16 protein-coding genes are annotated in these 13,767 nt (G+C 56.6%); 10 read left to right on the forward strand and 6 right to left on the reverse strand.

Annotation, left to right across the window (positions count from 1 at the left end; all coding sequences use genetic code 11):
- The first annotated feature begins 3 nt into the window (after nt 1-3).
- Complete coding sequence (flhE, locus tag JT31_RS21080) at nt 4-399, forward strand: flagellar protein FlhE (RefSeq protein ID WP_038481778.1); 396 nt, start codon at nt 4-6, stop codon at nt 397-399.
- A 54-nt stretch (nt 400-453) separates the two neighbouring features.
- Here flhE and argS read toward each other — a convergent pair whose 3' ends face one another.
- Nucleotides 454-2,187 carry an arginine--tRNA ligase gene (gene argS, locus JT31_RS21085; protein WP_038481781.1) on the reverse strand — a complete coding sequence of 578 codons (1,734 nt, stop codon included), beginning with the start codon at nt 2,185-2,187 and terminating at the stop codon, nt 454-456.
- A 244-nt stretch (nt 2,188-2,431) separates the two neighbouring features.
- On the opposite strand from argS, the gene JT31_RS21090 reads away from it, so the two are divergent.
- From JT31_RS21090 to JT31_RS21100, 3 genes are all read left to right on the forward strand, one after another.
- A complete protein-coding gene (locus JT31_RS21090; protein ID WP_038481784.1) occupies nt 2,432-2,998 on the forward strand; it encodes a VOC family protein in 567 nt (188 codons plus the stop codon).
- Nucleotides 2,999-3,221: 223 nt separating this feature from the next.
- Nucleotides 3,222-3,971, forward strand: coding sequence for a copper homeostasis protein CutC (gene cutC, locus JT31_RS21095; protein WP_038481787.1), 750 nt, complete (start codon nt 3,222-3,224; stop codon nt 3,969-3,971).
- A 224-nt stretch (nt 3,972-4,195) separates the two neighbouring features.
- Complete coding sequence (locus JT31_RS21100; RefSeq protein ID WP_038481790.1) at nt 4,196-4,474, forward strand: DUF1471 domain-containing protein; 279 nt, start codon at nt 4,196-4,198, stop codon at nt 4,472-4,474.
- A gap of 53 nt (nt 4,475-4,527) precedes the next feature.
- Here JT31_RS21100 and cmoB read toward each other — a convergent pair whose 3' ends face one another.
- The 5 genes from cmoB to JT31_RS21125 form a co-directional block, all read right to left on the reverse strand.
- Nucleotides 4,528-5,499: a tRNA 5-methoxyuridine(34)/uridine 5-oxyacetic acid(34) synthase CmoB gene (gene cmoB, locus JT31_RS21105; protein ID WP_038481793.1), complete on the reverse strand. Its 972-nt coding sequence runs from the start codon at nt 5,497-5,499 to the stop codon at nt 4,528-4,530.
- The gene (gene cmoA, locus JT31_RS21110; protein WP_038481795.1) at nt 5,496-6,239 is read right to left on the reverse strand and encodes a carboxy-S-adenosyl-L-methionine synthase CmoA; all 744 of its coding nucleotides are present in this window, start codon (nt 6,237-6,239) and stop codon (nt 5,496-5,498) included. The genes cmoB and cmoA overlap by 4 nt, the downstream gene beginning before the upstream one ends.
- Nucleotides 6,240-6,278: 39 nt before the next feature.
- Entirely contained in the window at nt 6,279-6,674 is a 396-nt protein-coding gene (locus JT31_RS21115; protein WP_038481798.1) for an MAPEG family protein, read from the reverse strand.
- Nucleotides 6,675-6,744: 70 nt separating this feature from the next.
- Complete coding sequence (locus tag JT31_RS21120; RefSeq protein ID WP_038481801.1) at nt 6,745-7,563, reverse strand: DUF72 domain-containing protein; 819 nt, start codon at nt 7,561-7,563, stop codon at nt 6,745-6,747.
- Complete coding sequence (locus JT31_RS21125; protein ID WP_038481804.1) at nt 7,560-8,126, reverse strand: hydrolase; 567 nt, start codon at nt 8,124-8,126, stop codon at nt 7,560-7,562. Before JT31_RS21125 ends, JT31_RS21120 begins: the two co-directional genes overlap by 4 nt.
- A gap of 267 nt (nt 8,127-8,393) precedes the next feature.
- Here JT31_RS21125 and aspS point away from each other — a divergent pair, with 267 nt between their 5' ends.
- From aspS to ruvB, 6 genes are all read left to right on the forward strand, one after another.
- Entirely contained in the window at nt 8,394-10,166 is a 1,773-nt protein-coding gene (aspS, locus tag JT31_RS21130; protein WP_038481807.1) for an aspartate--tRNA ligase, read from the forward strand.
- Entirely contained in the window at nt 10,166-10,609 is a 444-nt protein-coding gene (gene nudB / locus JT31_RS21135; protein WP_038481809.1) for a dihydroneopterin triphosphate diphosphatase, read from the forward strand. The genes aspS and nudB overlap by 1 nt, the downstream gene beginning before the upstream one ends.
- A 23-nt stretch (nt 10,610-10,632) precedes the next feature.
- Nucleotides 10,633-11,373, forward strand: a complete 741-nt coding sequence (locus JT31_RS21140; RefSeq protein ID WP_038481812.1) for a YebC/PmpR family DNA-binding transcriptional regulator — start codon at nt 10,633-10,635, stop codon at nt 11,371-11,373.
- A 150-nt stretch (nt 11,374-11,523) separates the two neighbouring features.
- Nucleotides 11,524-12,045 carry a crossover junction endodeoxyribonuclease RuvC gene (gene ruvC / locus JT31_RS21145; RefSeq protein ID WP_016536954.1) on the forward strand — a complete coding sequence of 174 codons (522 nt, stop codon included), beginning with the start codon at nt 11,524-11,526 and terminating at the stop codon, nt 12,043-12,045.
- 82 nt (nt 12,046-12,127) lie between these two features.
- Nucleotides 12,128-12,739, forward strand: coding sequence for a Holliday junction branch migration protein RuvA (gene ruvA / locus JT31_RS21150; RefSeq protein ID WP_038481816.1), 612 nt, complete (start codon nt 12,128-12,130; stop codon nt 12,737-12,739).
- An 8-nt stretch (nt 12,740-12,747) separates the two neighbouring features.
- Nucleotides 12,748-13,758: a Holliday junction branch migration DNA helicase RuvB gene (gene ruvB, locus JT31_RS21155; protein WP_038481819.1), complete on the forward strand. Its 1,011-nt coding sequence runs from the start codon at nt 12,748-12,750 to the stop codon at nt 13,756-13,758.
- Nucleotides 13,759-13,767 lie beyond the last annotated feature (9 nt).

The following is a 13,767-nucleotide window of genomic DNA, read 5'->3' on the forward strand; positions in this document are numbered from 1 at the left end:
ATAATGAAAGCGTTGCTTTTGATGCTGCTGGTGCCGTTTGGTGCGCTGGCGTTAGGCGAAGGTTCCTGGCAGGACAGCGGTATCGGCGTGACGCTGAGCAACCGTGGCGTGACGGCATCGTCCCGCCCGCTGAAGCCGATGCAGCCCGTTACCGGCAAAATGACGCTGATTGCCTGGACCTATGTGCTGGATGGCCCGACGCCTGCCGGACTGGCGGTCAAACTTTGTTCGCCAACCAACTGCACGCCGCTTGAGGGTGATAACGGCACCACGCGCGGCCTGACCAATACCGACGCCAACCAGCCTTTGCGTTTTGTCTGGGAAGTGCCGGGCGGCGGCTCAATGTACCCACCGCTGCGGGTTCGCAGTAATCAGGTTATCGTTAACTACATCCAGTAAAATAAAAAGGCTCATCAAACGATGAGCCTTTTTAGTTCCCGCAGACTGTGGCAGTTACATGCGTTCTACGGTTTCGATCCCCAGGGTATCCAGACCCAGCTTCAGGGTCTTCGCGGTCAGCAGCGCCAGCTTCAGGCGGCTGTTGCGGGTGGCTTCGTCGGCGGCGCTCAGGATTGGGCAGTGCTCATAGAAGCCGGAGAACAGGCCTGCTACATCGTAGAGGTAGGCACACATTACGTGCGGCGTACCGTCGCGAGCAACCACGTTTAGCGTCTCTTCAAACTGCAGCAGGCGAGCGGCCAGCTGGGCCTCACGATCTTCGGCAATCACAACGTTGGCTTTCAGCAGTTCGGCTTCGTCGAGATCTGCCTTACGGAACACGGACAGCACGCGGGTATAGGCGTATTGCATATACGGCGCGGTGTTGCCTTCGAAGGCCAGCATGTTGTCCCAGTCGAAGATGTAGTCCGTGGTACGGCTCTTGGAAAGGTCGGCGTATTTCACCGCGCCAATACCTACCGCATTCGCCAGTTTTTCCAGCTCGTCCGCAGGCATGTCCGGGTTTTTCGCCGCTACCAGGCCGCGGGCGCGTTCCATGGCTTCATCCAGCAGGTCGGTCAGCTTAACGGTGCCGCCGGAGCGGGTTTTGAACGGCTTGCCGTCTTTGCCCAACATCATGCCGAACATCTGGTGCTCCAGCGTGACGGACTCAGGCACGTAGCCCGCTTTACGCACGATGGTCCACGCCTGCATCAGGTGCTGGTGCTGGCGGGAGTCGATGAAGTACAGCACGCGGTCGGCATGCAGGGTTTCGTAGCGATATTTCGCACAGGCGATATCGGTGGTGGTGTAGAGATAACCGCCGTCTTTCTTCTGGATGATAACGCCCATCGGATCGCCGTCTTTGTTCTTGTACTCGTCAAGGAACACCACGGTCGCGCCTTCGCTTTCTACCGCCAGACCTTTCTCTTTCAGGTCAGCAACGATGCCGGGCAGCATTGGGTTGTAGAGGCTTTCGCCCATGACGTCATCGCGGGTCAGCGTCACGTTGAGGCGCTGGTAGGTTTTCTGGTTCTGCGTCATGGTGATGTCGACCAGCTTGCGCCACATCTCACGACAGTATTCATCGCCGCCCTGCAGCTTAACCACATAGCCGCGTGCACGCTCGGCAAAGGCTTCGTCTTCGTCGTAGTGCTTTTTGGCGGCGCGATAAAACTCTTCGAGGTCGGCCAGCGCCATTTCGCCCGCGTTTTCCTGCTGCTGTTTTTCCAGGAACGCGATGAGCATGCCGAACTGAGTACCCCAGTCACCGACGTGGTTCGCGCGGATCACCTTGTGGCCCAGGAATTCGAGAGTACGCACGGCGGCATCGCCGATGATGGTGGAGCGGATATGGCCCACGTGCATCTCTTTGGCAACGTTCGGCGCGGAATAGTCCACCACGATAGTTTGCGGTTTAGACACGCTAACGCCCACGCGGTCAGACGCCACAGCCTCATCGACGTTTTTAGCCAGAAATGCCGGGTCGAGGAAAATATTGATAAAGCCTGGGCCTGCAATTTCAACTTTGCTGGCGATCCCGGTCAGATCGAGGTTGGCGATGACCTTCTCTGCGACCTGTCGTGGCGGCATGCCCAGCGTTTTAGCAACGGACATCACGCCATTGGCCTGATAGTCGCCGAACTGGACTTTTGCCGACTGACGAACCTGCGGCTCGCAGTCCGCTGGTGCGCCTGCAGCAATCAGCGCCTGGCTGACTTTTTCTGAGAGAAGAGACTGAATATTCACCGGGATACCTTACAATTTGTACTGGGCCGCCGCATCAAGGGCAGCCTGAAAATGAGGAACGAAACAGGGCGTGAGTATAACGTTATTTGCGGCCTGGCGTCAGCAAAAGCCTCGCTCACGGGGCGCGCAATTATTATTAACGGCGTAATGAATAACCATTCATCTTATTTTGGCCCCGGCGGGGAGTTGGCTCGCCCCCAGGAACAGGGTAGATTACGCGCTTTCTGAAAAAGAGGATGGCGGCATGGCAAACTGGCAGGCGGTAGATGAACTGCATGATATTTCGGCAGATCTGCCGAGATTTACGAAAGCGTTAACAGAACTTGCCACCCGGCTCGGGCTGGATATTGTGCCGCTTGATGCCGATCACATTTCTTTGCGCTGCCATCAGAACGCGACCGCCGACCGCTGGCGTGCGGGGCTGGAAAAATGCGGCACCTTACTGAGTGAAAATGTGATTAACGGTCGCCCGATTTGCTTATTCAAGCTGGATGAGCCGGTGTGCGTAGAACACTGGCGGTTTACGGTGGTGGAGCTGCCCTGGCCGGGCGAGAAGCGTTACCCGCACGAAGGCTGGGAGCATATTGAAATTGTGCTGCCGGGCGAGCCGGAAACGCTCAACGCACGGGCGCTGGATTTGTTGTCCGACGCCGGGCTGCGTGAAACGGGGATTTCGGTGAAAACCAGCTCGCCCAAAGGTGAACGCGAAAGGTTGCCTAACCCAACGCTTGCGGTCACCGACGGTAAAGTCACTATTAAATTCCACCCCTGGAGCATCGAGCAGATCGTCGCCAGCGAACGGGCCGACTGATTAACATTGCTTCACCGCGTTTGCAGGCGGCGGATCGCTTCATCAGGCAGCGCCGCCGTACCGCCAAAATTTATTCCATTTCGCGCTGTCGCTGTGACGTCCGTCGATCCCTTCATCAAAATTGGATGTCATAGTACGCTACCTTTTTGTGAACCTGTTTTCAGATGTTCATCGAGGTACAGGGACACAACCGGCGAACTGCAGGTTTTTTTAGGAGTAATCAATGGCTTTGCTTGAAATATGCTGTTATGGAATAGATTGTGCTGTCACTGCAGAACAAGCCGGCGCGGACAGAATTGAACTCTGCTCTGCGCCTAAAGAAGGAGGGCTGACGCCTTCCGCCGGCGTGCTTCGGCAGGTCAGACAAAAGGTGTCGATTCCCGTGCACCCGATTATTCGTCCGCGCGGCGGTGATTTTTGCTACACCGACGGTGAATTTGCCACCATGCTGGAAGATATCGCCTTCGTGCGCGAACTAGGCTTTCCGGGGCTGGTGATCGGGATGCTTGATGAGGACGGCAATATCGATCTGCCGCGAATGGAGCAGGTGATGCAGGCCGCCGAAGGGATGGCCGTGACGTTCCACCGCGCTTTTGATATGTGTCATCATCCGCTGCAGGCGTTCGAACAGCTGGCGGCGCTGGGCGTGGCGAGAATACTGACTTCCGGGCAGCAGCAAACGGCTGAAACGGGAATCTCACTTCTTCGGGAACTAAAACAGCATTCCCGTGCTCCAATCATTATGGCTGGCGCAGGCGTGCGTCTGAGCAACGTAAGCAAGTTTGTTGCAAACGGCATTGAAGAGCTTCACAGCTCCGCCGGGCGCTCGGTTCCTTCGCCGATGCGCTATCGCAAAGCAGGCGTGTCCATGAGCGCCGATGCCGAAGCCGATGAGTTTAATCGCTACTGCGTGGATGCAGACGTAGTGGCGGCAATGAAAAACGCGCTGTCGGTGACGAGCCCGTCGCGCTGAAAAGATTTTTACCGCGCATCATGTCGCCCAATATGATGCTTGCTCGTACCAGGCCCCGGCGGATTGCTGGGGCTTTTTTTATTTTGTAACCGGGGAAGCGTTGTGTAACTGGTTCTGCACTATTTGCACACATTGTTTAACATCGTTTGCCAGTCACTTACGTTACAAAACACCCCATTGTGAATAATCCTCTCCGACAACTATCAATGTTAGAGGGAATTAAAATGAAAAAAATAACTGCAACTGTAATCCTGGCTCTGTCATCCGTCTTTGCTTCTGCCGCTTTTGCTGCACCACTGCCTCAGGTGCTTAACGGCAGCGCGGTGGGTGAGGAGCAAATTGGCGTAGTGTCCATTCGCGGCGTGTCAGGCAGCACCGATGACGCCATCAACCAGCTTCAGGTAAAAGCCGAGAAAATTGGCGGCAGCAAAATTAACATTACCGGCCTTGGCACACCGGGTGACTCCAGCCTGTGGAGCGGTACCGCGCAGGTTTATCGCTAAGCGATAGCGAAGATAAAAAACCCGGCACTCGCGCCGGGTTTTTTATTGGAGGATTATGGCTTACGAGCCACCAAAACGGCACGCAGCGGGGCAGGGTAGCCTTCTATGGTTTTGCTGCTGTCGTTAGGATCAAGGAAATCGCCCAGTGATTCGGTGGTCATCCACGACGTCCGGCGCTGCTCTTCCTGGGTGGTGAGGCAGTGATCGACAATCTTAACGTCGACAAAACCGCATTTTTCCAGCCAGTTTTTCAGCGCCAGTGCGGACGGAATGTAGTACACGTTACGCATCTGCGCATAGCGCTCACCGGGCACCAGCACGGTATTTTCATCCCCTTCCACAACCAGCGTTTCCAGCACCAGCTCACCTTCCTTGACCAGCTGATTCTTCAACTGCCAGAGATGGTCCAGCGGCGAACGACGGTGATAAAGCACGCCCATCGAGAATACGGTATCGAAGGCGTTCAGATCCGGAAGCTGCTCAATACCCAGCGGCAGAACGTGGGCGCGCTGATCGTTACCCAACAGCTTGCGTACGGCTTCGAACTGGCAAATAAACAGCTGCATCGGATCGATGCCAACCGCAAGCTGTGCGCCAGCGCCAATCATCCGCCACAGGTGATAGCCGCTGCCGCAGCCGACGTCCAGAATGGTGCGTCCGGCGAGTGGAGAGATGTGCGGCAGCACGCGATCCCACTTAAGATCCGAGCGCCATTCGGTATCGATATCTACGCCATAGAGCGAATATGGCCCTTTACGCCACGGCATCAGGTTACGCAGCAGCTTTTCAATGCCCAGCTGCTGGCCTTCACTCAGCGGCGCAGCCGACTCGGCCGTCACGCTGTGCAGCAGGTCGAGGCGGTGCGGGGTCATTTCCGGCAGGTAATTCACCGTGTTGTACCAGTGCTTAAACTGGCCGTGCAGGGATTCGCGCTGCCAGCTGGCAATCTGCGCAGGCAGCGTTTCCAGCCATGGGGCCAGGTGGTTTTTGGCGATCAACTGATAAAAATTACCGAAATCAATCATGCGGTTTCTCCGGATTTGACGGCCACCAGAGAGCCAAAGTTAAAGCACTGGAACCACAGCTCGGCGTGCGCAAAGCCCGCCTGTTTAAGGCGTTTTTTATGGGTTTCAACCGAGTCGGTCAGCATCACGTTTTCCAGCATGCTGCGCTTCTGGCTGATTTCAAGTTCGCTGTAACCGTTTGCACGCTTGAAGTCGTGGTGCATGTTAAACAGCAGCTCGCCGACTTCGGCATCTTCAAAGCTGAATTTTTCCGAAAGCACCAGCGCGCCGCCCGGCTTCAGGCCCTGCCAGATTTTATTCAGCAGCAGTTGACGATCGTCGGGCTCTAGGAATTGCAGGGTGAAGTTCAGCACCACCATTGAGGCATTTTCAATGCTGATATGGCGAATATCGCCTTCGATGACCTCAACCGGGGTCTGCGCCTTAAACGCATCCAGATGGCGGCGGCAGCGCTCGACCATGGCCGGAGAGTTATCAACGGCAATGATTTTGCAGCTATCGTGACGGATGTTACGACGCACCGATAACGTTGCCGCACCCAAAGAACAGCCAAGATCGTAAACCTGGCTGTGGGGCTGAACGAAGCGCTCCGCCAGCATGCCAATCATGGAGATGATATTGGAGTAACCGGGCACCGAGCGCTGGATCATATCGGGGAACACTTCGGCCACCCGTTCATCAAAGGTCCAGTCGCCCAGTTTGGCTATTGGGGCGGAAAACAGCGTATCGCGGTCAGACATAACGTTAAATCCGGAAATTCGAAAGGGGCGTATTTTGCGTTAATGGAGCGAGAAAACCAACTCCCACGGCATATACCATAAGTTAGCCAGCACCATCAGCAGCAGCGTACACCAGGTAGCGCCCATGCCGGAACGACGCCAGCGGATCAGTCGGTGATGGTATCCGTAGTAGTGCAGCAGGCGTCCGGCCAGCAGCATAAGACCGCAAATATGCACCATCCAGGTTTCGGCGCCGTCCATCTCCATCAGTAATAAAAGCAGGAGGGCGATAGGAATATATTCGACGGCATTGCCGTGAATACGTATCGCACTTTGGAGTTCGCTAAAGCCGCCGTCGCCGTAGGAAACGCGGTACTGCATACGCAGGCGAACGACGTCGAATGAAAACTTAATTAACAGCAGAGCAGCCAGCACCGCATAAAGCGCGCTTACCATATGAACTCCATGTCGAAACAGTTACGGCTCACGCTATGATAGCTCGCAACCGGAGTGCTGTCGCTAGTGGTCAGAAAAGTGTGGCCTGCTGAGGGATTGCTGGCGCGGGGCCTAATTCAGGGAATGCCTGCTGCAGCGCGGGCCATAGCGTATGGACCAGCTCTGGCGCCTGGGCAATGTCCGGCGTATGAAGAAACAGATAGGGCGTGGTTTTCGTTGCCCATTCAGGCAGTTTTTTTAACCAGACGTCGAACAGCGCGGCGTTTTGCGCCATGTTATCGCTGCCGATAAAGCGCACCAGCGGGTTTGAAGCGGTCACGATGGCATGCACCGGGACTTTAGGCTTTTTACGCTGGGCCTCCCGCACCGCTTCGTTATGCGGCACGGCGCTATGAATAGGGCGGCTATCAAGAATAGCGCGGTTTACCTGACGTTCGTGCAGCCCGCGATTCAGCGCCTGCTCATCTGCCCCTTTGTTGAAAAAGGCCGGATGGCGCACTTCAACGCCATAGGTAAACCCGGTGGGTAAAGAGTCCAGAAAATGCCACAAAGCGGGAAGGTCGCCTGGCCCAAACGCTGCCGGTAGCTGAAGCCAGTATTGCCCGATGCGGCCAGCCAGCGGCGACATGCGGTCAAAAAACTCGGCGGTAAGATCGCCGCAGTTTCGCAGGGCAGCGTTATGGGAAATGGTGGCGGGAAATTTAAAACAGAAGCGAAAACTGTCGCCTGTCATCTCCCGCCAGCGCTGTACGGTTTCTGCTTTTGGCAGCGCGTACAGCGTGGTATTGCCTTCCACACAGTTAAAATGGCGGGCGTAATCTTCAAGCGAAGTGATGCCGAGCCGGTTCCATTTGGGGTGCTGCCATTGTGGAAGGCCTAGGTAAATCATAGCGAGGCGATTATCTCATCGGTGCTGCGGACGCGGGCGATGCGCGGGAAGATAAACTTCAGGCTATGGTTATGCTGCTCGGCGGAGGACGCGCTGCAGGCGTCCTCCGCCAGAACCAGTGAGAAGCCCATTTCCCAGGCGTTGCGTGCGGTAGATTCGACGCCAATGTTGGTTGAAATACCGCACAGGACAATGGTGTCGATGCCGCGACGGCGCAGCTGTAACTCCAGATCGGTGCCGTAAAACGCGCCCCACTGGCGTTTAGTGACTTCGATGTCGCTGTCCTGTTTACCCAGCGCTGTAGGGTAGTTCCACCAGTTTTCTGGCAGGGCATGGCCCGGAGGTGCCGCATCAACCGGCTGTTTCAGGGCTTCGGCGTAGTCGGCTGACCAGCCTACTCGCACCATCACTACCGGTGAACCGTTGGCCCGGAATTTCTCCGCCAGGCGTGCTGCGCGTGCCACGACGTCATTGGCGCCGTGCGGACCGCCGGCAAACGGCAGAATGCCGTCCTGCAGGTCAATCACCACCAGGGCAGTACGAGATGCGTTGAGTTCTGTCATTGTGACTCCGGTAAAATGGGGGTTAAGGGTCAATACCTTACGCTGGAAGCCAGGTTGCTGAGTTTACAAATTTTGTTAATTTTTGTGAGAATCTGCAATACCGGCGCTGCGATTCGCGCCAGTCGGCGGTTTCGGGGTTATCGCCAGCCATTATTTCCAGTATAATAGCCCCCTTTTTTCATCCAGTTGTGACAGTCGAAATAGCTGCCACCAAAGCGCCTGCCGTCGCAGGTGGCGGGTCGCGTGCAGCTGATTAAGGGATATCTCATGCGTACAGTATATTGCGGGCAGCTCAATCAATCCCATGTGGGACAGCAAGTAACGCTTAGTGGGTGGGTCAATCGTCGCCGTGACCTCGGTAGCCTTATCTTTATTGATATGCGCGATCGTGAAGGCGTCGTGCAGGTGTTTTTCGACCCTGACCGTCAGGAAGCGTTCCAGCTCGCCTCTGAACTGCGTAATGAGTTCTGTATTCAGATTGTGGGCACCGTGCGTGCTCGCGACGAGCGCAACGTGAACAAAGATATGGCCACCGGTGAAGTAGAAGTGTTCGCCACCGAACTGACCATCATTAACCGCTCCGACGTGCTGCCGCTGGACTCCAATCACGTTAATACCGAAGAAGCGCGCCTGAAGTATCGCTACCTGGATCTTCGTCGCCCGGAAATGGCCCAGCGCCTGAAAACCCGCGCTAAAGTGACGAGCTTTGTCCGTCGCTTTATGGACGACCACGGTTTCCTTGACATTGAAACCCCGATGCTGACCAAAGCCACGCCTGAAGGCGCACGTGACTATCTGGTGCCTTCCCGCGTACACAAAGGCAAATTCTACGCGCTGCCTCAGTCTCCTCAGCTGTTCAAACAATTGCTGATGATGTCCGGCTTTGACCGCTACTATCAGATTGTTAAATGCTTCCGCGACGAAGACCTGCGCGCTGACCGTCAGCCAGAATTTACCCAGATCGACGTAGAAACTTCCTTCATGACCGCGCCGCAGGTGCGTGAAGTGATGGAAGACCTGGTGCGTAAACTGTGGATCGACATCATTAACGTTGACCTGGGCGACTTCCCGGTGATGACCTTCGCCGAAGCCGAGCGTCGCTACGGTTCCGATAAACCAGACCTGCGTAACCCGCTGGAGCTGGTGGACGTGGCCGATCTGGTGAAAGACGTGGAGTTTAAGGTCTTCTCCGGCCCGGCAAACGACGCGAAAGGCCGCGTTGCCGCGCTGCGTGTGCCGGGTGGCGCACAGATCAGCCGTAAACAGATTGACGACTACGGCAAGTTCATTGAAATTTACGGCGCTCGCGGCCTGGCGTACATCAAGGTTAACGAGCGTGCGAAAGGCATCGAAGGAATCACCAGCCCGGTGGCGAAATTCCTGAACGCGGACATCGTGGAAGGTATCCTGGCGCGCACCGGTGCGGCCGATGGCGACATGATCTTCTTCGGCGCGGACAGCAAGAAAGTCGTTGCCGATGCGCTGGGCGCACTGCGTCTGAAAATCGGTAAAGACCTGCAGATTACCGATGAGAAAAAATGGGCGCCGCTGTGGGTGGTTGACTTCCCAATGTTTGAAGATAACGGTGAAGGCGGCCTGACCGCGATGCACCACCCGTTCACCGCGCCGAAAGACATGACGCCGGAAGAACTGGCGGCGCAGCCGGAAACCGCGATTGCCAACGCCTACGATATGGTTATCAACGGCTACGAAGTGGGCGGCGGTTCCGTGCGTATTCACCGTAGCCAGATGCAGCAGACCGTGTTCGGCATTCTGGGCATTAACGAGCAGGAACAGCGCGAGAAGTTCGGCTTCCTGCTGGACGCGCTGAAGTACGGTACGCCGCCGCACGCAGGCCTGGCGTTTGGTCTGGATCGCCTGACCATGCTGCTGACCGGTACCGACAACATCCGTGACGTTATCGCCTTCCCGAAAACCACGGCTGCAGCCTGCCTGATGACCGAAGCACCAAGCTTCGCCAACCCGGCCTCGCTTGCCGAGCTGGGCATTGAAGTCATCAAAAAGGCTGAGAAGAACTGATGCCCTTTAAGCGTCCCGTTTCCGTTCTGGTGGTTATTTTCGCGCAGGATACTCAACGGGTGCTGATGTTACAGCGGCGCGACGATCCTGATTTCTGGCAGTCGGTTACCGGCAGCCTGGAGGAGGGGGAAAGCGCGCTGCATGCCGCACAGCGTGAAGTAAAGGAAGAGGTCGCTATCGACGTGGTCAGTGAGCCGCTGCCGCTAGTTGACTGCCAGCGCTGCGTGGAGTTTGAGATATTTACTCATTTGCGTCATCGCTATGCGCCGGGGATTACGCGTAATACGGAATCGTGGTTCTGTCTTGCGCTGCCTCATGAACGCCAGATTACTATTACGGAACATCTGGCCTGGAAATGGGTGCCCGCCGAAGAGGCGGCCCTGATGACCAAGTCATGGAGTAACCGGCAGGCGATTGAAGAGTTTGTAATTGATGCCGCCTGATACAGGCGCTTTTGGAGATTGTTATGGCAGGTCATAGTAAGTGGGCCAACACGAAACACCGCAAAGCGGCACAGGATGCCAAGCGCGGTAAGATTTTCACCAAAATTATTCGCGAGCTGGTGACGGCTGCCCGTCTGGGCGGCGGTGACGCTGGGTCTAACCCGCGTCTGCGCGCGGCTATCGATAAAGCGCTGTCTAACAACATGACGCGCGACACCCTGAACCGTGCCATTGCACGCGGCGTGGGTGGCGATGATGACGCGAACATGGAAACCATCATTTATGAAGGTTACGGTCCTGGCGGGTCAGCCGTCATGGTTGAATGCCTGAGCGACAACCGCAACCGTACCGTTGCTGAAGTGCGCCACGCGTTCAACAAATGCGGCGGTAACCTGGGCACCGACGGCTCCGTCGCCTATCTGTTCAGCAAGAAAGGCATTATCTCCTTCGAAGCGGGCGATGAAGACCAGATCATGGAAGCGGCGCTGGAAGCCGGTGCTGAAGACGTTGTGACCTTCGACGACGGCGCAATTGACGTTTACACCGCGTGGGAAGAAATGGGCGCCGTGAGAGATGCTCTGGAAGCGGCCGGCCTGAAGGCTGACAACGCAGAAGTCTCTATGATCCCTTCGACCAAAGCAGACATGGATGCGGATACCGCGCCTAAGCTGATGCGCCTGATCGACATGCTGGAAGACTGCGACGACGTGCAGGAGGTTTACCACAATGGTGAGATCTCCGACGAGGTGGCGGCTCTCCTTTAATACCCGTCATTTTTCAGCCCACAGATGCGTTGGCTCTCCTCGCTTACCCCAGACACGTAGTTTATCTACGCTCCTGGGGATGCGCTGCGTCGCCGCCTTTCTGTGAGCTGAAATCTTTAGGGTATCGTCTCTACCTGATTGAGAGGTTTAATGGCGATTATTCTCGGCATCGACCCAGGGTCACGCGTGACCGGTTATGGCGTTATTCGCCAGACCGGACGGCAGCTAACCTATCTTGGCAGCGGCTGTATCCGAACGCAGGTCGCCGACTTGCCCTCGCGCCTGAAGCTTATCTACGCGGGGGTGAGCGAAATCATTACCCAGTTCCAGCCCGAGTATTTTGCCATTGAGCAGGTATTTATGGCGAAAAACGCGGACTCCGCACTCAAGCTGGGCCAGGCGCGCGGGGCGGCGATTGTTGCCGCGGTGAACGCTGACCTGCCGGTATTTGAGTACGCGGCGCGTCAGGTAAAGCAAACCGTGGTGGGTATTGGCAGCGCGGAGAAAAGCCAGGTGCAGCACATGGTGCGCACGCTGCTTAAGCTCCCGGCCAACCCGCAGGCGGATGCGGCGGATGCACTGGCCATCGCCATTACGCACTGCCACGTCACGCAAAACGCGGCCCAGATGAGCGAATCGCGGCTCAATCTGGCGCGGGGACGATTAAAATAATTAAGGCTGGATATCTATCCAGCCTTTTTTATATCATAGGCTGAATTTTTCGCGCATCAACGCTAATACGCAGGAGCACAATGTGATAGGTCGACTCAGAGGCATCGTTCTGGAAAAGCAGCCCCCGCTGGTATTGCTGGAAACCAACGGCGTAGGCTACGAGGTTTATATGCCAATGACCTGCTTCTACGAGCTGCCGGAAATCGGCAAAGAGGCGGTGGTGTTCACTCAATTTGTGGTGCGTGAAGACGCTCAGCTGCTCTACGGTTTTAACAACAAGCAGGAGCGCACGCTGTTCCGCGAGCTGATTAAAGTCAACGGCGTTGGGCCAAAACTGGCGCTGGCTATTCTTTCAGGCATGTCTGCCCAGCAGTTTGTTAACGCGGTTGAGCGCGAAGAAATAGGCTCCCTCATCAAGCTGCCGGGCGTGGGTAAGAAAACCGCAGAACGCCTGATTGTTGAGATGAAAGACCGCTTCAAAGGTATGCATGGCGACCTGTTTACGCCGGCGGCCGATCTCGTGCTGACCTCCCCGGATAACGGGCAGGCGGACGACGCGGAGCAGGAAGCCGTTGCTGCCCTCGTGTCTCTGGGCTATAAACCACAGGAAGCCAGCCGCATGGTCAGCAAAGTGGGCCGTGCCGGTGCAGACAGTGAAACCCTGATCCGCGAAGCGCTGCGCGCGGCGCTATGAGGTAGAGGATGATTGAAGCAGACCGCCTGGTATCGCCAGGAAATATTACCCCGGACGAGTTAATCGATCGTGCGATCCGCCCTAAGCTGCTCGAAGAGTATGTCGGGCAGCCGCACGTGCGTTCGCAGATGGAAATCTTCATCCAGGCGGCTAAGCTGCGCGGCGACGCGCTCGATCACCTGTTGATTTTCGGGCCTCCGGGGCTGGGGAAAACCACCCTGGCTAACATCGTTGCCAACGAAATGGGCGTTAACCTGCGCACCACGTCCGGCCCGGTGCTGGAAAAAGCCGGGGATTTGGCGGCAATGCTGACCAACCTTGAGCCTCACGACGTGCTGTTTATCGATGAGATTCACCGTCTTTCTCCGGTGGTGGAAGAGGTGCTGTATCCGGCGATGGAAGACTATCAGCTGGATATCATGATTGGCGAAGGCCCGGCTGCGCGTTCGATCAAAATCGATCTGCCGCCGTTTACCCTGATTGGTGCCACCACGCGAGCGGGTTCATTGACCTCGCCCCTGCGCGACCGTTTCGGCATTGTGCAGCGGCTGGAGTTTTATCAGGTTGCCGATCTGCAGCATATCGTCGGGCGCAGCGCCAGCGTGTTGGGGCTGGAGATGAGCGAGGAGGGGGCGCTGGAAGTTGCCCGCCGCGCTCGCGGTACGCCTCGTATTGCAAACCGCCTGCTGCGCCGCGTGCGTGACTTTGCCGAAGTGAAACACGACGGCGCGATTACGGCAGAAATAGCGGCGCAGGCGCTGGATATGCTTAACGTCGACAGCGAAGGTTTCGACTACATGGACCGCAAGCTGCTGCTGGCGGTTATCGACAAATTCCTTGGTGGCCCGGTTGGGCTGGACAACCTTGCCGCAGCCATCGGTGAGGAGCGTGAGACGATTGAAGACGTGCTGGAACCGTTCCTGATCCAGCAGGGCTTCCTGCAGCGTACGCCACGCGGGCGTATTGCCACGCCACGCGCCTGGACGCACTTTGGCATTGTGCCACCGGCTCAGCCGTGAATATTCCGC

Origin of the sequence: Cedecea neteri (genome assembly GCF_000757825.1) — a bacterium.
Taxonomy (GTDB): Bacteria; Pseudomonadota; Gammaproteobacteria; order Enterobacterales; family Enterobacteriaceae; genus Cedecea; species Cedecea selenatireducens.